Origin of the sequence: Streptomyces graminilatus (genome assembly GCF_001418565.1) — a bacterium.
GTDB lineage: Bacteria > Actinomycetota > Actinomycetes > Streptomycetales > Streptomycetaceae > Streptomyces > Streptomyces graminilatus.
Genome location: NZ_LIQQ01000033.1, coordinates 1 through 21573, shown reverse-complemented (window position 1 = coordinate 21573; position 21573 = coordinate 1). Strand labels below are relative to the sequence as shown.

General features: G+C 73.0%; 17 protein-coding genes. 10 read left to right on the top strand and 7 right to left on the bottom strand.

The window, feature by feature from the left end:
* Positions 1–212 precede the first annotated feature (212 nt).
* The 4 genes from AOK08_RS04405 to sigJ all read left to right on the top strand — a co-directional run bounded on the left by AOK08_RS04405 (position 213) and on the right by sigJ (position 4979).
* Complete coding sequence (locus AOK08_RS04405; protein ID WP_055523814.1) at positions 213–1739, top strand: MFS transporter; 1527 nt, start codon at positions 213–215, stop codon at positions 1737–1739.
* 98 nt (positions 1740–1837) lie between these two features.
* On the top strand, positions 1838–2320 hold the full coding sequence (locus tag AOK08_RS04400; RefSeq protein ID WP_055523812.1) for an ester cyclase: 483 nt from the start codon (positions 1838–1840) through the stop codon (positions 2318–2320).
* Entirely contained in the window at positions 2317–4044 is a 1728-nt protein-coding gene (locus AOK08_RS04395; RefSeq protein WP_055523810.1) for an AMP-binding protein, read from the top strand. The genes AOK08_RS04400 and AOK08_RS04395 overlap by 4 nt, the downstream gene beginning before the upstream one ends.
* A gap of 23 nt (positions 4045–4067) precedes the next feature.
* On the top strand, positions 4068–4979 hold the full coding sequence (sigJ, locus tag AOK08_RS04390) for an RNA polymerase sigma factor SigJ (protein WP_055523822.1): 912 nt from the start codon (positions 4068–4070) through the stop codon (positions 4977–4979).
* A 416-nt stretch (positions 4980–5395) separates the two neighbouring features.
* Here sigJ and AOK08_RS04385 read toward each other — a convergent pair whose 3' ends face one another.
* The 7 genes from AOK08_RS04385 to AOK08_RS04355 form a co-directional block, all read right to left on the bottom strand.
* Positions 5396–7705 carry an ATP-binding protein gene (locus tag AOK08_RS04385; protein WP_055523808.1) on the bottom strand — a complete coding sequence of 770 codons (2310 nt, stop codon included), beginning with the start codon at positions 7703–7705 and terminating at the stop codon, positions 5396–5398.
* A 147-nt stretch (positions 7706–7852) separates the two neighbouring features.
* The gene (locus AOK08_RS04380; RefSeq protein WP_055523806.1) at positions 7853–9082 is read right to left on the bottom strand and encodes a benzoate/H(+) symporter BenE family transporter; all 1230 of its coding nucleotides are present in this window, start codon (positions 9080–9082) and stop codon (positions 7853–7855) included.
* A complete protein-coding gene (locus tag AOK08_RS04375) occupies positions 9082–10383 on the bottom strand; it encodes a nucleotide sugar dehydrogenase (protein WP_079053811.1) in 1302 nt (433 codons plus the stop codon). The genes AOK08_RS04380 and AOK08_RS04375 overlap by 1 nt, the downstream gene beginning before the upstream one ends.
* An 11-nt stretch (positions 10384–10394) precedes the next feature.
* Positions 10395–11351, bottom strand: a complete 957-nt coding sequence (locus AOK08_RS04370) for a UbiA family prenyltransferase (RefSeq protein WP_055523803.1) — start codon at positions 11349–11351, stop codon at positions 10395–10397.
* A complete protein-coding gene (locus AOK08_RS04365) occupies positions 11348–12163 on the bottom strand; it encodes a class I SAM-dependent methyltransferase (protein WP_055523801.1) in 816 nt (271 codons plus the stop codon). The genes AOK08_RS04370 and AOK08_RS04365 overlap by 4 nt, the downstream gene beginning before the upstream one ends.
* 29 nt (positions 12164–12192) lie before the next feature.
* The gene (locus AOK08_RS04360; protein ID WP_055523820.1) at positions 12193–13311 is read right to left on the bottom strand and encodes a DegT/DnrJ/EryC1/StrS family aminotransferase; all 1119 of its coding nucleotides are present in this window, start codon (positions 13309–13311) and stop codon (positions 12193–12195) included.
* Entirely contained in the window at positions 13308–14513 is a 1206-nt protein-coding gene (locus AOK08_RS04355; RefSeq protein WP_055523817.1) for a DegT/DnrJ/EryC1/StrS family aminotransferase, read from the bottom strand. Before AOK08_RS04355 ends, AOK08_RS04360 begins: the two co-directional genes overlap by 4 nt.
* Positions 14514–14908: 395 nt before the next feature.
* Between AOK08_RS04355 and ispH the strand changes: the two genes are divergently transcribed.
* From ispH to AOK08_RS04325, 6 genes are all read left to right on the top strand, one after another.
* Positions 14909–15892, top strand: a complete 984-nt coding sequence (gene ispH, locus AOK08_RS04350) for a 4-hydroxy-3-methylbut-2-enyl diphosphate reductase (RefSeq protein ID WP_241826819.1) — start codon at positions 14909–14911, stop codon at positions 15890–15892.
* Positions 15889–16920 carry a polyprenyl synthetase family protein gene (locus AOK08_RS04345; protein ID WP_055523798.1) on the top strand — a complete coding sequence of 344 codons (1032 nt, stop codon included), beginning with the start codon at positions 15889–15891 and terminating at the stop codon, positions 16918–16920. The genes ispH and AOK08_RS04345 overlap by 4 nt, the downstream gene beginning before the upstream one ends.
* A 17-nt stretch (positions 16921–16937) precedes the next feature.
* Positions 16938–17990: a Gfo/Idh/MocA family oxidoreductase gene (locus tag AOK08_RS04340; protein WP_055523796.1), complete on the top strand. Its 1053-nt coding sequence runs from the start codon at positions 16938–16940 to the stop codon at positions 17988–17990.
* Complete coding sequence (locus tag AOK08_RS04335; protein WP_079053810.1) at positions 17980–18897, top strand: sugar phosphate isomerase/epimerase family protein; 918 nt, start codon at positions 17980–17982, stop codon at positions 18895–18897. Before AOK08_RS04340 ends, AOK08_RS04335 begins: the two co-directional genes overlap by 11 nt.
* Before the next feature lie 193 nt (positions 18898–19090).
* Entirely contained in the window at positions 19091–20389 is a 1299-nt protein-coding gene (locus tag AOK08_RS04330; RefSeq protein ID WP_055523794.1) for a M20/M25/M40 family metallo-hydrolase, read from the top strand.
* Entirely contained in the window at positions 20386–21516 is a 1131-nt protein-coding gene (locus tag AOK08_RS04325; RefSeq protein WP_055523793.1) for an Ldh family oxidoreductase, read from the top strand. Before AOK08_RS04330 ends, AOK08_RS04325 begins: the two co-directional genes overlap by 4 nt.
* The last annotated feature ends 57 nt before the right edge of the window (positions 21517–21573 follow it).

Below are 21573 nucleotides of genomic sequence, written 5' to 3'. Positions count from 1 at the left end.
CTGAGGGCGGGGCGGGGGGTGGCGACAGGGACGGGGTGGGGGGACGGGGTGGAGTCGGCGTTCGGATGCCGGGAGTGGGCGGTGATGCCTCGCGGATCAGCCTGCGCACATATCCGTCGCCTCTCCGTTGCCCCACCCATGTCACGGTTCCGTGCCCGGCTGCGTCGGTCCTGGTGAAGCACCCCACACGACTACGAACGAGAGGCGACAGGATGGGCACGGACGCACCGGAAGCTCAGCGGCGGAACCCCTGGCTGGTGCTGGCGGTACTCTGCGCGAGCTTCTTCATGACGCTGCTTGACACGACGATCGTCACGATCGCCATCCCCGAGATGGCCGCGGGTCTGGGCGCCTCGCTGGACGACATCCTCTGGTTCGCCAACGCCTACATGCTGGTCTTCGCGGCGCTGCTGCTGCTCTCCGGACGCCTCGGCGACCGGTTCGGCGCCCAGCGCACCTTCACCGCCGGGCTCGCGGTCTTCACCGTGGCCTCGGCGGTGTGCGGGTTCGTGGACACCCCGGGGCAGATGATCGCGGCCCGTGCGGTCCAGGGGCTCGGCGCCGCGGTGATGATGCCGCAGACCCTGGCCCTGATCAGCGCCGTCTTCCCGGCGGAGCGGCGCGGTGCGGCCTTCGGCGTGTGGTCGGCGGTAGCGGGCCTCGCCACCGTCGCGGGACCCACCGTCGGCGGCGCGCTGGTCTCCGGTCTGGACTGGCGCTGGATCTTCTTCATCAACGTGCCGATCGGCGTGGCGGCCCTGGTGGGCGCGGTCGTCGTGGTGCCCGACATCCGGACGGGGCAGCAGACCTCGCTGGACCTGCCGGGCGCCGTGCTGTCCACGGCCGGCCTCAGCCTGATCGTGTACGGGCTGATCGAGGGCGAGCGCTACGACTGGGGCACCATCGAGTCCGTCATCAGCATTCCGTTGGTGCTGGCGCTCGGCGTGGTGCTCCTCGGGGTCTTCGCGTTGCACCAGCGGGCCCGCCAGGACCGCCGTCCGCTGGTCCCGTTCGAGCTGTTCCGCAGCCGCAGTTTCACGGTCTCGGCGGTGCTCGGGGCGATGCTGCTCTTCGGGTCCATCGGCGTACTGCTGCCGCTGACCCTCTACCTCCAGTCCGTCCTCGGGCTGTCCGCGGGCGAGGCCGGCCTGGCCCTCGTACCGGGACCGCTCGTCTCGCTGTTCGTGGCACCCGTCGCGGGCAACGCGGTCGCCAGACTGGGCGGCCGGAAGCTCCTCGTCCCCGGGCTGCTGGTCTTCGGCGCCGGAATCGCCCTCACGGCGTCCATGGCCCGGGCGGACTCCAGCGTGTGGGCGGTCATCCCCGGCCAGATCGTGTTCGGCGTCGGCATGGGCCTGGTGTTCGCGCCCACCAGCACCCTCGCGATGCAGGAGATCCCGCTGCGGCTGACCGGTGTCGCCTCCGGCATGTTCACCACGTTCCGGCAGATCGGCGCCGTCGTCGGCGCGGCGACGGTCGGCGCGCTGCTCCAGAACCGGCTCGCCGCGGAGGGCGTACCGAAGGAGGTGCGGCAGCAGGCCGGCCGGCTCACGGACCCCGTGTACGCGGACGGGCTCACCGACGCCGTGCGCTACGGACTGTTCCTGACGGTCGCCGTGGCCGTCGTCGCGGCGGGCCTCGCGCTGCTTCTGCCGCCGCCGGCCCCGCGACCGGAGCCGGAGCCGGACGCGTCGGCGGAACCGCGCGCCGGGGCGGACGCGGCCCGGGCGGCGGAGTAGCGGAATCCCCACTTCTCGCTTCCGCTGCTTTCCGCCGCCTTCACGGATCTCCGCATTCCTGTTTTTCGCACCGTTTTCGTTTTCTAGGAGGAATTTCCATGCCGGAAACGACCGTCATCCAGCGTTACATCACGGCGCTCGGCGATCAGGACTGGGCCGCCCTGGAAAAGCTGTACGCCCCGGACGTCACCATGTACGCGCCCACCGTCTGGGGGGTGAAGGGCGTGGAATTCCTGCTGAAATTCTGCCAGGAGATCCATCGCGCCCACCCCGGCATCCGGGCCGTCCTGCACGACGAGTTCTACAGCGCCGACGGCACCCGGGCGGCCTTCCGGTTCGCGCTGCACTGGCACAACACCGGCCCGTACTTCGGCAACGAGCCCACCGGTGAGCGCGGATCGAGCATCGAGCAGCACACCGTACGCATCGAGGACGGGGTGATCGTCGAACAGGTGGTCGGGGTCAGCACCCTGGGGCTGCACTTCCTCCAGAAGGAGGCATGGGGTGTGAAGTACGTGACGGACGCCGTCGACCCGGAGCCCGAGATCGTCTCCGCGCCGCGGGCGGCGAACCGTCCGTGACCGAGCCGCTCGTCGAAGGCCCCTGGTCCATGGACGGCGCCGCCGGGCTGCGGGTGCCGGGGGACGTCGCCGAGCGGTTCCGTGAACGCGGCTGGTGGCGCGACACCTCCGTACTGCACGACCTGCTCCGGGTCGCCGCCGAGCACCCCGACGACCCGGCGATCGTCGTCTACAGCGCGCAGGACGGCCGTACCACCACCGTGCGCTACGCCGAACTGGCCTTCCACGTACGGAGGTTCGCCGCCGCGCTGACCTCCCTCGGGGTGCGCCGGGGTGATCGCGTCGCGTTCCAGTTGCCCAACTGGTGGGAGGTGGCGGCCCTCACCCTCGCCTGCTGCTGGACCGGCGCGATCGCCGTACCCCTGCTGCCCACGCTGCATGCCCTGGAGCTGGAGCACATGCTGGCGGCGGCCCGTGCCCAGGTGTGCGTGGTCGTGGACACCTGGGAGGGGTACGACTGTGTGGCCGCGCTGGGGGAGATCGCCACCCGGCTCCCCTGGCTGCGCCACACCGTCGTCCACGGAGAGCGGGTGCCGCCCTGGGCGGTCGACTTCCGTGAGTACTTTCTGCGCACCCCGCACGAGGACCGGTCCGCTCCCCCGCGCCTGCCGACCGGGGAGGCGCTCGACCGGGTCTGCATGCTGCTGTTCACCTCCGGCACCACCGGGGAACGCAAGGCGGTGCTGCACACCGAGAACACCCTGTACGCGGGCACCGGGGCGGGGGCCGGCGCGGTGGCGCGGGGCTGGGCCGCCCGTGAGGTGTTCAGCACCCCGCACCCCATAACCGGTCCCGCGGGCCTGCTGTACTGCGTATGGGGCCCGATCCTCGCCGGGGGCACCGGCGCCTACCAGGACGTGTGGGCGCCGGAGCGGTATCTGGAACTGCTGTCGTCGGCCTCGGTCACCCAGACGTTCCTGGCGCCCTCCTTCGTCCAGCAGCTCCTGGCGGAGCAGCGGCGGCGCCCCCGGTCGCTGCCCTCGCTGCGGTTCGTGATGACCGGCGCCGCCCCGGTACGGGCGGACCTCGCCCGGGCGATCCACGACGAACTGCGGGTGCCGGTGCGCTCGTGCTGGGGGATGACCGAGGCGGGCATGGGTTTCCGGACCCGGGAGGACGACCCCTGCGACTGGGCCGCCAAGAGCGACGGTTCACCACTGCCCGGCCTGGAGACGCGGCTGCTCCCGGATCCGGGCGGCGACGGCATTCACCGGCTGCTGGTCAGGGGCGCCTCGCTGGCCGTCGGGTTCTGGCAGCCGGGCTCCGGGGAGCCGTTCCACGAGACGTGGCAGCACGACGACGGCTGGCTGGACACCGGGGACCTGGTCCGCGAGGACGGCCGGGGCGGCATCCGCTTCGCCGGCCGGGCGAGCCGGCGGGTCGGCGCCACGTTCATGATCCCGGTGGCGGAGGTCGAGCAGGAGATCCTGCGCCACCCGGGGGTACGGGAAGTGGTGCTGGTCGGCTACGAGGAGGAGCCGGGGTACGAGAGCTCGTGCGCCGTGGTCGTGGCCGACGGGGACCGCTGCCCGACGCTGGCGGAACTGGTGGGCATCCTCGTCGAACGCGGCATGACACGGTGGTATCTGCCGACCCGGCTCCTGGAGGTGTCGCCGGAGCTGCCGCGCAATGAGAACGGCAAGATTAGGTACGAACGGTTGAAGGCCATGATTGTAGACTCGGCAGGGCAGTTGACGAGCGATCGCGACGAGCGCCGATCCTGATGGACCTGAGGGAACGGGGAGTCATGGCCGAGGCGACAGCCGTCTCCGAGCGGTCCGGGACCTCGGATCCGTTCGAACAGTACCGGCAGCTGATGTTCGGCATCTCGTACCGCATGCTCGGTACGGTCGTCGACGCGGAGGACGTCGTCCAGGAGACCTGGCTGCGCTGGCAGCGCGTCGACCGGGACGGGGTCGGTGATCCTCGCGGCTATCTGGTGCGGGCCGTCACCCGCACGGCGATCGACCAGATGCGGCGCAGCCGGGCTCGGCGCGAGGAGTACGTGGGGCCGTGGCTGCCCGAGCCGCTGCTGGTGTCGTCCGACGTGGCGATGGAATCCTCCATGCTCGGCGAGTCCCTGAGCATGGCGGTCCTGGTGATGATGGAGACGCTGTCGCCGCTGGAGCGCGCGGTGTTCGTGCTGCACGAGGTGTTCGGCTTCAGCTTCCCCGAGGTCGCCGAGGCGGTCGACCGGACCGAGCCGGCGGTACGGCAGCTCGGCAGCCGGGCCCGGCGCCATGTGCGGCTGCGCCAACGGCGCTTCGAGCCGGATCGCCGCCAGGCCCGCGAGATCACCGAGCGCTTCCTCGCCGCGTGTCTCGACGGCGACATGGAGTCGCTCATGGCGGTGCTGGCCCCCGACGTGACGATGTGGGCCGACGGCAACGGCCACGCGGAGACCCCGCGCGTCCCGCTGCACGGCGCCGCCGCCATCGCCGAGTACTTCGTGTCCACGGCGGGCCGCTACCCGGCCGAGCTGACGGTCCTCATGCGTCAACAGCACGACGGCGCCCCCGCCGCCGTACTGACCACCCCGGCCGGCGTGTTCGCCGTGGTCACCGCGGACATCGACGTGCTGGACGGCCACCCCCGCATCACGGCGGTACGCGCGGTACGCAACCCGGAGAAACTGGGCCGGGTACAGGCAGGCGACTGAGCGACGCCGGCGGTCCCGATCCTCCTGGTCCGGGGTCCGGGGCCGGCCCCGGACGCCGGCTCGGCCCCGCGCCACGCAACGCCCACGAGCACCGGATACCGCACCGGCTACCGGGCGCACCCCAGGCCGCCCCCCGGGAACTTCGGGAGCCGGCCGGCGAGTCCCCGAACGGACCCCGGCAGCCTGGACCCGCGCCAGGCCAGGCCAGGCCGCCCGCCGGTCAACAGCGCCCCGCAATCGCCGCTGAACGCCGATCGGCGGCTCGCCAACGGTGGCCGGCCGTCGGCTCCGCGCGTGCCGGACGTTCACGCGGCGCCCGGCCCAGCGCGTGCCGGACGTTCACATGGCGCCCGGCCCCGCGTGTGCCGGGCGTGGTCGGCGCTGCCTGCCGGGCGGGACAGGTGGTCAGGGCGCCGTCATTCCGGTGTCGCGCCGTGGCCGTTGCGGTGTTGGCGGTCCATGACCCATTGGGCCACGTGGATGCGGGAGGGTACGTCCAGGCGGCGCATGACCTGGCGGACGTGGTTGACCACGGTCCACTCGGACAGGCGCAGCTGCTGGGAGATCTGGCGGTTCGTCAGGCCCTGGCTGACCAGCATGGCCACCTCGTACTGACGGGCCGTGAGCTGTACCGGGCGGGACACCGCCGAGGCGGGCTCGGGTGCGGGCGGGCCGACGGCGAGGGCCTCGCCCGCGGCGGCGTCGGCGGAGAGCACCCGGCCTTCGCGGCGGGCCGCCTCGTACTCGGGGCCGGACAGCAGTCGGCGGGCGTCGCGCAGCGCGGGTTCCGCGTCGCCGACGGCGAGGCGTGGGTGGGCGCCGGTCGCCTCGCGGAGGGCGGACGCGGCGGCGAGCAGCCGGGCCACCCGGTGTCCCTGGTGCGGCAGACGGCGCCACACGTGCAGCGCGTGCTCCTCCAGGACGGAGGGCAGCATGGTGTGCTCCCCGATGGCGCGCAGCCTGTGCAGGCTCTCCCACAGGAGCCGCTCCGCCAGCGCCTGGTCGCCGCGCGAGTCGGCCAGCGCGCCGCGCAGGGCCAGCACCAGGCCCTCGCCCCGGACGTCCCGGGCCCGCATGAACAGCGCGTTCGCCGTGTCCAGCAGATCGGCGGCGAGCTTGGCGTCGATGAGGCGGCTGCCGGTGGCCAGGGCCAGCGCGGCGTTCGCCGCGTCGGCGGTCGCCCCCTCTCCGGCCGCCGCCTGGAGCAGCCGTACCGCGGCCTTGCGCACCGCCGTGGGCCCGGCGGGCCGGTGGCTGACCGCGAGCTGGGCCAGCGCGGCCTTCTCGTGGACGATGTCGCCCGCTTCCCAAAAGGCCCGCGCCGCGTGCCTGAAGCAGTCCGCCGCCAGCCGCGCGTTGCCGCGGGCCAGCGCCAACTGGCCGCGGGCCGCCTCCGCCCGCGCGTTCAGCGCCCCGTGGCCGGGGAGGGCCAGGAACGTGCTCGACGCCTTGGCCAGCCACTGTTCGCCGAGGTCGAGATGACCGCGCACCAGCCAGAAGCGGTGCAGGGCGAGGGCGGCGCGTGCCGCGTCCGTACGGCGGCCGCTCGTCTCCAGATGGGTCAGTGCCGCCAGCATGTCCTCGTGCAGCGGGGCGAGCCGCTGGAGCCACTGCGCCTGTTGCGGACCCGTCAGCCGGTCCTCGGCCAGGAGGGCCAGCGCCAGGAAGCGCTCCGCGTGCCGGCGCCGGGCGTCCGGCAGCTCTCCGGTGGCCGCGAGCCGCTCCAGGCAGAACTCGCGGACGGTGTTGAACATCGTGAACCGCGGCTCCCCGCCGCCCGGCGTCACCCGCAGCAGATGGTGGCCGACCAGGGTCTCCACGACCTGTTCCGTGCGGTGGGCGGGGAGGTCCCAGAACTCCTCGACGGTGGTGAGGTTCATGCTGCCGGTGAAGACCGCGAGCCGGGTGACCAGCGCGCGCTGCTCCTCGTCGAGGAGCCGGAAACTGTGCTCGGTGATCGAGCGGACACTGCGGTGGAGGGGTGAGCGCGCCGCGTGGGCGCCGCCGAGCACCGGCCGGCCCTCGCGCAGCCGGGTCAGCAGGCTGTCCACCCGGAAGAGCCGCAGTTTCTCGGCGACCAGTTCGATGGCCAGTGGCAGCCCGTCCATGCGGGTGCAGATCTCGGCCACCGCCCGGGCGTTCTGCGCGGTCAGCGCGAAGGACGGGTCGATCGCCCGGGCCCGGTCGACGAACAGTTCCACGGCGGCGTGGTCCTGGAGTTCCAGGACGTCCTGCCGGTAGGGCGGGGTCGGTGTCGGCAGCGGGGGCACGGGGAAGAGCCGCTCCCCGTACAGGCACAGCGGGCGGCGGCTGGTGGTGAGGACGCGCAGCCGGGGGAAGCTGCTCAGCAGGGTGTCGACGGCTTCGGCGGTGGCGTCGGCGACCTGCTCGAAGCCGTCGAGGACCAGCAGGCTGGGTTCGTCGGGCAGCCGTTCGGCCAGGGTCTCGGTGAGGCCGTCGCCGCCCACCGTCTCGTGCAGGTCGAGATAGGCGACCCGGGCGATCTGGACGTCGGCCACGGCCGCGCAGGCCAGCCGGCTCTTGCCGACGCCGCCGGGGCCGGTCAGGGTGATCAGCCGGTGCTCCTCCCGGCCGAGCTGGGCGGAGAGGGTGAGGATCTCCAGGTCGCGTCCGACAAGGGTGGTCCGGTGACCGGGTGCCCGGGACGGTGTGTCGATGATCAGTTGCGAGCGCAGTTCCCCGGAGCCGAGCGCCCCGGCCGTCACCGGGATATCCCGGTCGTGAATTTTTTGCGTCGCGATGATTGAATTCTGTTGCTCGGCACGATATTCCCCGTTCGTTACCTTGCGTGAGCTCCAACGCAAAGCATACGGCCAACGGGACGCGGGGAACTTCCGGCCGATTTGATTGGCTTATTCGCGCCGCACCGGCTCGTCGATCGAATTCGCGTTTCGCTTTGTCAGGATCGGAACGGCCCGGCAGATCACTCCGAGAACCAGACCCCAGAAGGCCGCCCCGAGTCCCATCAGGGTGACACCGGAGGCGGTGGTGAGAAACGCGACGAGCGCGGCGGTACGGTCGCGTGCCTCCGTGAACGCCCCCGACAGGCTCCCGCCGAGGGCGCCCAGCAGGGCGATGCCCGCCGCCGCCGAGACCAGGGCCGGCGGCAGCGCGGCGAACAGCCCCGCGACGGTGGTCCCGAACAGACCGACCGCGATGTACAGCACCCCGCAGCTCAATCCGGCCACGTACCGGCGGTCGCGGTCCTCATGCGCGTCCGGCCCCGCGCAGATGGCCGCGGTGATCGCGCCGAGGTTGAGCGCGTGCGCCCCGAACGGCGCGAAGACGGCGGACGCCACCCCGGTGTCCCGTACCAGCGGCCCCGACGGAACCGCGTACCCCGCCTCCCTGAGCGCCCCCACCCCGGGCGCGTTCTGCGCCGACATGGTGACCAGGAACAGCGGCAGCGTCAGGCTCACCAGGGCCGCGCCGGGCCACGCGGGCACCGTGAACACGGGGTGGGCCAGGGCCAGACGCACACCGCCCACGGACAGCGTGCCGGTGACTGCCGCCACCATGACGGCCGCGGCGAGCGGCGCCGCGATGGCGTACCGGGGCGCCACCCGCTGGAGGACGACGTACCCGGCCAGCATCACCCCGGCCACGGCGGGGGCGTCCTGGAGCGCCCGGCAGGCCTCCAGGCCGAACCGCAGCAGGATCCCGGCCAGTACGGCGGAGACCACGGCGGCCGGAATACGCCGCATCAGCGCGTCGAACCAGCCCGTAACCCCCGCCAGTACGGTGAGCGCGGCGGCGGCCAGATACGCGCCGACGGCCGTCGCGTACGGCATCTCGTCCAACTGGGTGACCAGCAGCGCCGCGCCCGGCGTCGACCAGGCCGCGACGACGGGCACGCGGTGGCGCAGGGTCAGTACGAGCCCGGTCACGCCGCTGCCCACGGCGACCGCCCAGATCCACGAGGAGAGCCGCGCCTCGTCCAGGCCGCCCGCGTGCGCGGCCCGCACCACGATGGTCAGCGGGCCCGCGAACGAGACCACGACCGCGACGGCCCCCGCGACGACGGCGGACAGGGACGCGTCCCGCCACACCCGCCGGGCGCCGCCGCCGGGGGCCCAGGCCATCAGAGGATCTCGACGTTGGCGGCGGGCCGCAGCCGCCGCCGGCAGTCCAGGACGTGCCGGGCGCCGCGCAGCACCACGTCGTAGTCGAAGTCGTCGTGGTCGGTGAGCAGCACCACCGCGTCGGCGGCGGCCACCTCCGCCTCGGTCAGCTCCACCCTGCGCACCCGGGCGTCCAGCGGCGCGGTCTCCCGGACGTGCGGGTCGACCGCGTGCACCTGGGCGCCGGTGCGCAGGAGCAGCTCCGCGACGCGCAGCGCCGGGGACTCCCGGGCGTCGCCGCTGTTGCGCTTGTACGCGAGCCCCAGCAGCAGCACCCGGGAGCCGTTCGCGGGACGCTGGAGCTGGTTGAGCGCCTCGACCAGGCGCTGCACCACGTAGTGCGGCATCTGGCTGTTGACGTCGTTGGCGAGGTCCACGAACCGGAACCGGCGGCCGAGTTGACGCTCCACCCGCCAGGAGAGATAGCGCGGGTCGACCGGCAGGCAGTGGCCGCCCACCCCGGGGCCCGGGTAGAAGGGCATGAATCCGAACGGCTTGGAGGAGGCCGCGTCGATCGCCTCCCAGGCGTCCACGCCGAGTTCGCGGGCGATCACCGCCATCTCGTTGACCAGGGCGATGTTGACGTGCCGGTAGGTGTTCTCCAGGAGCTTGGCCAGCTCGGCGGTCCTGGTGTCGCGCACCGCGACGGTCCGGTCCACCACCGTGCCGTAGAACTCCTCGACCCGGCGCAGGGATTCGGCGTCCACTCCGGAGACGATCTTGGGTGTGGTCTCCAGGGTCCAGCGCTGGTTGCCGGGGTCGATGCGTTCGGGGCTGTAGCCGAGGTGGAAGTCGGCCCCGGGGCGCAGTCCGCTCTCCTTCTCCAGCAGCGCCCCGAAGACGTCCTCGGTGGTGCCCGGATAGGTGGTGGACTCCAGGACGACCAGCGCGCCCGGCCGCAGCCGAGCGGCCAGGGTCAGCGCCGCCTCCTCGATGCAGGTCAGATCGGGTACGTCGTCCAGCAGTGGCGTGGGTACGGTGACCACGGCCACGTCGAAGCCGGTGAGGTCGCCCGCGTCGGTCGTGGGGTGGTAGGCCCCCGAGGCCAGTGCCTTGGCCAGGCGCGGCTCGTCCACGTCCTCCACGTAGGAGTCGCCCGACCGCAGCCTGGCGATCCGGGCGGCGTCCACGTCGTAGCCGACGACGGTGTGGCCCGCCTCCACCGCGCGTACGGCCAGCGGCAGGCCCACGTACCCCTGGCCGACCACCGCCACCCGGCGGCCCGTGGGTCGCGGGGCACCGCCGTTCATCGATTGGGACATGGTGTGCCCTTTCAGCCGTTGTGCACGAGAAGCAGGTTCGCCGCGATCAGGAGGACGACGCCCCAGCGGTGGATGGTGACGCCTTGCTTGCGGGCCGCCAGCACCTGGCGCGCGACGAGCCCGGCGTGCGCCTGCCGGGCGCGCATCCCCACCACGGGCAGCAGGAACGCGCAGAACCACCACGGCACCGCGTCGACGGCCGCGGCGAGGACGATCGCGGCGGTCTCGGCGAGCGAGAGCCCGGCGATGAGGCCCCGGTAGGCGCCCGGGGAGACGGTCGTGGCCAGGTTGCGGCGGCCGGCCGCCCGGTCGCCGTCCACGTCGTTGATGTTGGAGTAGACCGAGACCATCAGGCTCCACAGCCCGAACAGGAAGCACTCCAGCCAGGCCGCGCCGGTCATCTCCCCGTTCAGCAGGGCGAAGGGGACCAGTACGCACAGCCCGGTGCTCAGCCAGATGACCGCCTCCTGGCCGCCCCGGTAGCTGAGCTTGAGGCCGTAGGAGTACTGCACGCTGATGACCACCGAGAAGCCCGCGGCGGCCAGCGCCCACCAGGGCCGGTGCGGTGCGACCAGCGCGGTGAGCGCCCACAGGACGCTCCCCGCGACGGCGCAGCCCCAGCCGAAGCGCAGCGCCTGCCGCAGGGTGAGCCTGCCGTCGAGCAGCGGTTTGCGGTCCCGGGAACGCAGCGCCTGTCCCGGGTCGTAGTTGCGGGCGTCGCTGCCGTCCCGCAGTCCGGTGACGTCGTCCAGGGCGACCGTGGCCGCGACGATGCCGACCCAGCCCGCGTCGAACAGGACCAGTGCCCACCAGGTTCCGGGCTCCCGCCAGGCGGCGGTGGGCAGCAGCGTCACGACCACGAGGACGCACAGGTAGTAGTCGAAGAACGAGAGCTTCGCCAGTTTCGCGTACGCGCCCGCCCGTTCCCGTACTCCCGGGCGGGCCTGCGCCGAGGTCGTCGCCGTCATCGCGGCGGCTCCGCCCCGCCCGCCTTGCGGCCGACCGTGCTGATCAGTACCTGGCTCAGCCAGTGGTGGGCCGGGTCGGCCATCTCGGCCAGCGCGGCGTCGATCCGGGTGTCGTCGAGGAGTCCGGCGGCCACGATGCGCGGTCGCATGAACTCCAGCCACAGCATGTAGTGCCGGGCCTGCTCGGAGCCGCCGCGCACCATCACCGCCCGGCCCTCCGCCGTCGCGTCGAGACCGGCGGCGAGGACCAGTTGGAGGTCGACATGGCCACCGCGCGGATCGTGGCCCGACTCGCGCATCAGCCCGTACCCGGCGGCCCGCACGTCCTGGAGGAAGTCCTCCGGGAGGAAGGAGCGGAAGAGGGTGGAGGAGTCGGTGTCCTCCAGGAACAGCACCCCGCCGGGCCGCAGCGCGCGCACCATGCGGGCCACGGCGGCGGCCCGGTCGGGCAGGTGCTGGAGCACCATGCGGGAGTGCACGAGGTCGAAGGCCGCGTGCGGCAGCTCCTCCGCCCGCAGATCGTGCCGTACGACGTCCACATGGGGCAGCGCGGCCAGCGCGCCCAGCCGCTCGGTCTGGAGGTCGGTGGCGAGGACCCGGCCGGCCGGGCCGACCCGGGCGGCGAGCCAGCTCGCCACGGAACCCGAACCGGCGCCGATCTCCAGGCAGTTCCAGCCCGGTCCCACGCCCAGCGCGGCCAGCCGCTCCAGGGTGCCCGGGTCCCAGATCGCCTCGTTGGTCCGCAGCCGCTCGGTCTCCTTCTCCCAGACCGGGTCGAAGACGTAGTCCTGCTGTGCCGGCGGGCTCGTCATATTGGTCTCCCTGGACTGTTCTCGCGTTCTCACGTGTAGAACTCGCAGACCGTGTCGGCGATGAACTCCACCTCGGCGTCGGTCAGATGGGGCCAGATCGGGATGGCCAGATTGCGCTGGGAGGCCCGTTCGGCGTTGGGCCAACTGCCGTCCGAAGCGGCCCAGGGCGCGAAGGCGGGCTGCCGGGGCAACGGCACGGGATAGTAGATGTGACTGCCTATCTGACGTTCCGTCAGGTATGAGCGCAGGTCCTCGCGGCGGTCGACGAGCAGTGAATAGACGTAGTAGCAGCGGCCGTTGCGGCCGGCCGGCGGGGCGAGCACCCCGCGCTCGCGCAGCGGCTCGAAGCGCTCGGTGTAGTAGTCGGCGATCCGCGCGCGGCGCTCCAGCCGGTCCGGGAAGCCGGCCAGCCGGTGCAGCTGGAAGGCGGCGAGCACCTCGTCGAAGCGGTTGTTCTGGCCGATCCGGTGGTGCAGGAAGCGGTGCACGCCGTCCTGTCCGTGGTTGCGCAGCATCCGGGCGGCCCGGGCCAGTTCGGGGTCGTCGGTGAGGACCACCCCGCCCTCGCCCGCCGTGCCGAACGCCTTGACCTGGAAGAAGGAGAACACCCCGAGATCGCCCCAGCGGCCGGCGGGCCGGCCGTCCAGGACGGCGCCCTGGGCGACCGCCGCGTCCTCGATCAGCGCGACCCCGTGCTCACCGGCGATCTCCCCCAGCCGCTCCATGTCGGCCATGATCGAGAAGACATGGGCCGGCATCAGCGCCTTGGTGCGTTCGGTGATCAGCGACTTGGTCGCGTCGGGGTCCAGCACCATGGTCCACGGGTCGACGTCGGCGAAGACGGGGGTGGCGCCCGCGTTCGCCACCGAACTGGCCACCGGCTGGCAGCAGAAGGCCGGCACGATCACCTCGTCGCCCGGCCCGATGTCCAGCGCCCGCACGGACAGTTCCAGCGCCCCGGTGCCACTGGCGCAGGCGACGACATGGCCGGCGCCGGTCTCCTCGCGCAGCGCCTCCTCCAGCTCGGCGGTGCGCTCGCCCAGGATGAACCGCTGGCCGGGGCCGGTGCCCAGTTCGCGCACGGCCGACAGCAGCGCCTCGCGGTCCTCCTCGAAGAGATCGGGCGGAAAGAAGGGCAGAGTCCTCATGATGCGGCCCCCGTGCAGAAGCGGCGGACGGCCTCGCACACCCGGTGCACGTCGTCGAGGCCGAGGTCGGGGTGGAAGGGAAGCGCGAGAGTGCGCTCGCAGGCGGCCTCCGCGTGCGGGAAGTCGCCCCGGCGGTAACCCAGTTCGGCGAAGCAGGGCTGGAGGTGCAGCGGCGTCGGGTAGTAGACCTCGGTGCCGATGCCCTCGCGGGTGAGGTGCTCCACCAGGGCGTCCCGGCGCTCGGCCTCGATCACGTACACGTAGAACACCGGGTCCGCCGGTACGTCCCGTACGGCCACCGTGGGCAGCCGCAGGATGCCGGGCACGCCGCTCAGCGCCTCGGTGTACGCAGCCGCGAGTTCCGCGCGCCGGGCGATCGCCGCGTCCAGCCGGGGCAGCTTGCCGAGCAGCACGGATGCCTGGATGTCGTCCATCTTGCTGTTGGTGCCCGAGGCCCCGGAGAGGTTGGAGATGCCGGCGATGTGGTCCACCGTGCGGCCCATCCGGCCGTGATGGCGCAGGATCGCCACCCGCTCGGCCACCTCGGGGTCGTCCGTCAGGACGGCCCCGGCGTCGCCCAGCGCGCCCAGGGTCTTGGTGGGGAAGAACGACAGCACACCGCCGTCGCCCAGCAGCCCGGCGTGCACACCCGCGCGGCGCATGCCGATCGCCTCCGCGCTGTCCTCCACCACCCTGAGCCCGTGCCGCTCGGCCAGGGCGCCGAGCGCCCCCATGTCCGCGAGCTGGCAGAACAGGTGCACCGGCATGATCGCCCTGGTGCGCGGTGTGATGGCCGCCGCGACGGAGGCCGGGTCGAGCGAGTAGGTCTGCGGGTCGATGTCGGCGAACACCGGAGTGGCACGGGCGAGCGCCACCGAGGAGGCCGAGGCGACGAAGCTGAAGGCCGGTACGACGACCTCGTCGCCGGGGCCGACTCCGCAGGCTCGCAGCAGCAGGACGAGGGCGTCCGTCCCGCTGTTGACCGCCACCACATGCCGTGCGCCGGTGTATTCGGCGAGCGCCTTCTCCAGTTCGGCGACCTGTCTGCCGTGGGAATACTTACCACGGTCGAACATCTCGCCGAGATGGCGGCTGATGTCCGGCCAGCAGTCGCTGAAGGTACCGGCCTGGGTGAAGAACGGAACCGGGTGTTCTGTTTCCGGTTCCTTGTTTCGATCGGTGCTCCGGGTAGGGGAGATCACGCGGTAATCCTCCGTGTGCCGGGCGGAGTTGTGGATGTGCGAAGCCAAGCCGCTCCCTTTCCCGGAGGCAATGGCAAACCCTTGTCAGTCCCTGGTGCGCGGACCCGGCAAACATCAGTCATGCCGGGGTTTTCCAGCGGCGAACCAGCAGGTCGGACGGGTGCGGAGCGAACCGGCCGACGGGCTGTCAACTCGCTGCGGGGGTAAGGCGCTTGACACACCGACCCGGCCTGACGCAGTTTTCTGGCAACGCCTTCGCGTCGCCGCACAGCATCCGCACCACATCTGCCGGCCCATCGGCCGGGAACAGGCGGATGGGCCCGGCGCATCCGCCGTGACGTGGGTGCCGGCGACAGTCGCGTGTCCGATAGCGGGTGACAGAGGAAGTGCTCTCCTTGGAATCGCTGGACAATTCCGTAAGCCTGGAAAAACCGACGAAGCAGCGCGGGAAAACCGTGGTTCTCGCCGAGCCCCGCAGTTTCTGCGCGGGTGTGCAACGGGCCATCGACATCGTCGAGGCGGCGCTGGAACGCTTCGGCGCTCCCGTCTATGTGCGCAAGCAGATCGTCCACAACGAACACGTGGTGCACGACCTGGAGACACGCGGCGCGCGGTTCGTGGACTCCGAGGACGAGGTGCCGGTCGGCGCGATCTGTGTCTTCTCCGCCCACGGTGTCTCGCCCGCCGTGCGCCGGGGCGCCGCCGACCGCGAACTCCAGGTGATCGACGCCACCTGTCCCCTGGTCGCCAAGGTGCACCAGGAGTCCCGGCGGTTCGCCGAGGACCGCCGCACGATCCTCCTCATCGGCCACGCCGAGCACGAGGAGGTCGAGGGCACCTACGGCGAGGCCCCCGAACGCACCCTCGTCGTCTCCACCGTGGACGAGGTGCGCGCGCTGGACCTGCCCCGCGACGCACCGCTCGCCTACCTCACCCAGACCACCCTCGCCCTGGACGAGACCAGGGAGATCATCGAGGCGATGGAGGAACGGTTCGACGATCTGCGCGGGCCGGGCAGCGACGACATCTGCTACGCCAGCCAGAACCGCCAGAACGCGGTCAAGGCCGTCGCCGCCCGCACGGGTCTGGTGCTCGTCATCGGCTCCGCCAACTCCAGCAACTCCGTACGCATGGTGGAGGTCGCCCGCGACGCCGGCACCGCCGCCCATCTGGTCCCCGGTCCGGACGACCTCGACGAGAGCTGGCTCGCCGGAGTGGACTCGGTCGGCGTCAGCGCGGGCGCCAGCGCCCCCGGCACCCTCGTCGACGGCCTGCTGCGCCGGCTCGCCGCACTCGGCTACTCCACGGTCGAGGTCGAGCGGACCGCCACCGAGGACGTCGTGTTCGGACTGCCCGCCAACCTGAAGGGCACGGCATGAGCGACGACGACGTCCTCACCCGGTCACTGGACGCCGTCCAGCAGCGCATCCACTCCGTCCTCGCCGAGGAGAGCGCGCGCTGGACCGCCGTCGACCCGCGCTGCACCGCGTTCGTCGACACCGTCACGGCCATCACCACCGCCAAGGGCAAGCTGCTGCGCCCCCGGTTCTGTCTCCTCGGCCACCTCGCCGCCGGGGGCGATCCCGCCGCCGCGCCGGCCGTCGACGCGGCTGCCGCCCTCGAACTCCTGCACAGCTTCGCCCTGTTGCGCGACGACGTCCTCGACGACTCCCCGCTGCGCCGCGGCACCGTCACCGCGCACGAACGGCACGCGGAGGACCACCGGGCACGCCGATTGCGCGGCGAGCCCCGCCGTTACGGCGAGGGGGTCGCCAACCTCGCCGCCGACCTCGCGCACGTCTACGCCGACCGGCTCACCCGCACCCTGCCCGAGGAGGCGCGGGCGGTCTGGGACGAGACCCGGGTCGAGGTCACCGTAGGCCAGTACCTCGACATCGCGGTCGCCGCCGAGGGTGTGGCCGACCCTGAGCTCTCCCGCTGGATCGCGGTCTGCAAGTCGGGCCGCTACACCATCCACCGCCCCCTCCAGCTCGGCGCCGCCCTCGCGGGCCGGGCAGACCTCGCCGAGGTCTTCGAGGGGTACGGACTGCCGCTGGGCGAGGCGTTCCAGCTCCGGGACGACCTCATCGACGCCTTCGGCGACTCCGAGGACACCGGCAAGCCCACCGGTCTCGACCTCGACCGGTTCAAGATGAGCTATCTGCTCAGCCTCGCCGTGCGCCGCGACGAACGGATCAGGGAACTCGCCGCCGCACCCGCCGGACCCGACGGCGCGGCCAGGATGCGCGGCCTGCTCGTCGCGACCGGTGTCGCCGACGAGGTCGAACAGCGCATCGCACACCTGGTCGACCAGGCCCGCCGGGCCGTGTCCGACGCTCCCCTGGTGCCCCGGTGGCGCACCGAGCTGATGGACCTCACCGCACGTGTGGCCTACCGGGACCGCTGAGAGGAGCCGTACCAGGCATGGAACGGACACTGATCATCGGGCTCGGGCGGGCGGGCCTGGGACTGCACTGGGCGGTCCTGCGCAGACTGCGCGCCGCCGGGAACCACCCCGACCTCTTCGACCCGGCCCCCGTCCTGACCCTCGATCCGCTCGCCCCCACGGCGGCCGCGCGGGCCGAGGAGCTGCGCCCGGTCTCGTCGGTCGCCCACGCCCGCACCCTGCTGGACCCCGAGCGGACCGTCGTCCACCTGTGCACCCCGCCGGTGGCCCGGCTCGGGCTGCTGCGGGAGCTGACGGCGGCCGGGTTCCGCCGGATCATCGTCGAGAAGCCGCTGTCGGTGGAGCGCCGGGCCGTGCACGACATCCTCGAACTCGCCCGTACCGAGCGGCTGCGTCTGGCGGTCGTCGCGCCCTGGCTGGCCAGCTCGCTCACCGCGCGCCTGGCGCGCCTCGTCGAGGAGGGCGAGCTCGGTGAACTGCGCTCCATCGACGTACGGCAGAGCAAGCCGCGCATGAGCCGCACCCTGGCCGACGGCGGCCACCCCACCGCGTTCGACGTCGAACCCCCGCACTCCCTCGGGGTCTGTCTGCGGCTCGCCGGGGACGCCGTCCTGGCCGGCGCCGAACTGGCCGACATGCACATCGGCGACACCGTCGTCCCCGGCATGGGCCGCGCCGAACTGGTCCTGCGGCACCAGCAGGCCATCAGCCGGATCGTCTCGGACCTCACCGCACCGGTCCGGGAGCGCCGCGTCCAACTGGGGTTCACCGACGGCCGGGCGGTCGCGCACTACCCGGGCGCCGAGGACGACCACTACGCCCAGCTCCGTTTCAGCCGCACCGGCGGTCCGGAGACCTGGGAGGTCTTCCCCGACGACGCGCTGGCCGCGTACTTCGTCGACACCTACCGCGCCCTGGGCGACGGCAGCGCGCTGGAACCCCAACTGCGCCTCGCCTCCCGCGTGGTGGAGCTGCTCGCCGACGCCAAGGAGGCGAGCCGGCAGCCAGGACCCAGGGACGTCCTCCCACCGGCCGGACATCCTGGACGGCGGGTGAGCCATGCGGGCTGACACCGCTGCCGGGACCGTCACCGGAGCGTCCGGGCTCCGGCCGCCGCCCGGTATCCGCTTCGCCGGTATCGGCGACGAGGCCGCCCCAGGCCTCGCCGGTCAGGTCCGGGCCCACCAGCTACTGGGCTGGTCCGCCGTGGAGCTGCGCGACATCGACGGCACCGCCCTCGCCGACCTCGACGACGCCGCCTTCGACCGGGTGGCCGGGGCGCTGCGCGAGGCGGGTCTCGACGTCGTGTGCGTGGACTCACGCATCGCCAACTGGGCCCGCCCGATCACCGGTGACTTCACTCTGGACAGCGGTGAGCTGGCCCGGCTGGCCCCGAGGTGCGCCGCGCTCGGCACCCGCCACATCCGCGTGATGTCGTACCCGAACGACCCGGCCGCCCCGCTGGCCGAACCGGAGTGGGCCCGTCTGGTGGTCGACCGGATGTCGCGCCTGGCCCGGCAGGCCGAGGACGCGGGGCTCGTCCTCCTCCACGAGAACTGCGCGGGCTGGGCCGGCGCCGACGCGGCCCGCGCGCTGCGCCTGCTGTCCGAGGTCGACAGCCCCGCGCTGCGGCTGGTGTTCGACACCGGCAACGGGGTGGCGTACGGCTACGAGGCCTACGACCTGCTGACCGAGCTCGTCCCGTGGGTGGACCACGTCCAGGTTAAGGACGCCCGCGCCGAAGCGGGCGGGGCGGTCTACACCCTGCCCGGCGAGGGGAGTTGCCGCGTCGCGGACTGTCTGCGGCTGCTGCTTCACCACGGCTACACCGGCACCTGGTCCATCGAACCGCACCGCACGGTCCGCCCCCACGAGGGCCGCACCGACGCCGGTCAGGACGGCATCACCGAGTTCGTACGGTACGGCCGCGCCCTGGAGACGCTGGCCGCCGGGCTGACCGGGGAGGCGACACGATGACGGGCGTCCGACTGAACCCCGGGGAACGGGAACCGCGACCGCACCTACTGGAACCGCCCACCACAGACCCCCTGAAAGGCCGCAGCGAACCCCAACTACGGGACGCCCAACACGCCCGCCCCGACACCACACGCCGACCGGGCTTCACCCTGGCACACCACCCCGCCACCGGGCCGACCAGGGAGGCCACGCCATGACGGACGCCCGACTCACCCCCCGGGAACGAGAACTCCTGCTCCACCTGCTCGAACTCCCCACCGCAGGCCCCCTGGAGGGCGACGGCGAACCCCGACTCTGGGACGCCCAGCACGCCTACGCCGACACCGCACGCCAACTCGGCTTCACCGTCGTGCATCACGCCGCCGCCGATCCGGCCGGGCTGACGGACGATCAAGTGCCGCTCGCCGTGCGGCGGGCCGTCGCGGAGGATCCCGGGTTTCTCGCCGTGCAGCCCTCGCTGGTGCTGGCGCTGGGGCCCGCGCTGCCGCAGGCGGACACCGTGATGTTCAACGTGCATCTCGACACCGTCGCGGGTCTCGAACCGGTCGGGTTCGACGGGGAGCGGTTCACCGGGCGCGGGGCGATCGACGCCAAGGGGCCCGCCGTGGCGCTGCTGGCCGGGGTGCGTGCGGCGCTCGGCACCTCCCCCGGCCTGGCCGACGGCACCCGGGTGCTCATCCAGGCCGTGTCCGGGGAGGAGGGCGGTGCCATGGGCGTGTTCGGCACCCGGCCGCTGATCCGGGACGGCTGGTACGGCCGGCTCAACCTGTTCTGCGAACCCACCGGGATGCGGCTGCTGCCGCGTTCGACGGCCTCGATGACCGCGTGCGTCCGGGTCGACGGCGACGACGCCATCGACGACCGCCCCGCCGCCGGGCACAACGCCACCGTCCTGCTCGGCCATCTCGCCCAGCGGCTCGCCGCCAGGCTGCCCGAGCGGGCGGGCGGCGGCCAGGTCTGCGTGGCCGGTCTGCACACCGGCCATCTGCACAACCGGGTGTACGGCAGCGGCCGGCTGCTGCTCAACTGCTCCTACCCGGACTCGGCCGCCGGTCTGGCCCTGGCCGGTCATCTGGAACGCGAAGTCGCCGAGGGGCTGCGGGAGTTCACCGAGACGTACGGCGGCCACCGGGACCTGGCCCGCACCGCGGCGGACGCCGCCGTGATCACGCGCGTCGAGTGGCACAAGCGCGGCCTGCCCGCGCTCGTGCCCGTGGCCGACCCCTGGGCCGTAGACCTGCTGGAGCGCGGCGGGCTCACCCGGTGGCCCGCCGACGAGCCCGCCTTCACCTGTGACGCGGTGTGGGCGGCGGGTCTGCCCGGCGCCTGCACCACCGTCCTCGGCCCGGGTGACCTGGGCCGCAACCACGCGCACGCGGCAGGGGAGTTCGCCGACCTGTCCGATCTCGAAGCCTTCGCCGGGGCGGTGAGCGGGATCCTCGTCCGCTTCGCCGCCCGGCACCGCGCCGCCACGGGAGGAATACGACAGTGACCCAGCCGACCCAAGCCCCGACGCACGACGGGGTGAGCGTCTCCCACGACGCCCTGGTGGCCTTCACCGCCGAGGTCTTCGCCGATCGCGGGGTGCCGGAGGGGCGGGCCCGCACCGCCGCGCGGGCGCTGGTGCACGGCGACCTCACCGGGCTCACCTCGCACGGCCTCACCAACCTCACGCGGCTGTACCTGCCCGCTCTCGACTCGGGCCGGATCGACGCCACCGCCGAACCGGAGAAGATCACCGACACCGGTGCCGCCGTCCTCCTCGACGGACGCCGCTCCCTCGGCCTGTGGGCGGCGACCGAGGCGCTGGAGCTGGCCGCCGACCGCGCCCAGGAGACCGGTGTAGCCCTGGTGACCATGCGCGACGCGACCCACTTCGGCTGCGCGGGGTATCACACGGCGCGGATCGCCCGGCGCGGCATGGTCGCCGTACTCGCCTCCAACTGCGGCCGTCAGCGCATCGCCCGCCCGCCGGGCGGCCGGGCCGCGATGCTCGGCACGAACCCCTTCAGCGTCGCGGCGCCCGCCGGTGACCTGCCCCCGTACGTCCTGGACATGAGCACCACGGTGGTGCCGACCGGCAGGGTGCGGGCCGCCGCGCGGGCCGGGGAGCCGATCCCGGAGGGCTGGCTGGAGGACGCCGGGGGCCGCCCGGTGACCGACCCGCTGGCCCTGGACGCCGGGACGGGCTTCCTGCGCTGGCTGGGCGGTGACCCGGCGACCGGCGCGTTCAAGGGGTACGGGCTCGGCCTGATGGTCGAGGTGCTGGCCGCGCTGGTGCCCGGCGCCGGGCTCGGCCCCGCCCCGGAGGCGCTCACCGGTGACGGGCGGCCCAGCGGGCGGGACGACGACATCGGTCTCACCGCCCTCGTCCTGGCCCCCGGCGCGCTGCGTCCCGGGCCGGACTTCCACACCGAGGCCGGCGGGCTCTTCGGCGCGCTCCTCGACTGCCCGCCCCTCGATCCCGCCCGCCCGGTCAGCTATCCGGGCCGGCCCGAGGAGCTGACCGCCGCGCACCACCGGGAGCACGGCGTCCCGCTGTCCGCCGAACGGCACGCCGAGCTGACCGCCCTGGCCGCCGAACGCGGCATCGCGTTCCCCGAGGCGGTGGCCCGGTGAACCGGCCCACGGACCGGCCGACCCGCGTCGGGCTGATCGGCCTCGGGGTCATCTCGA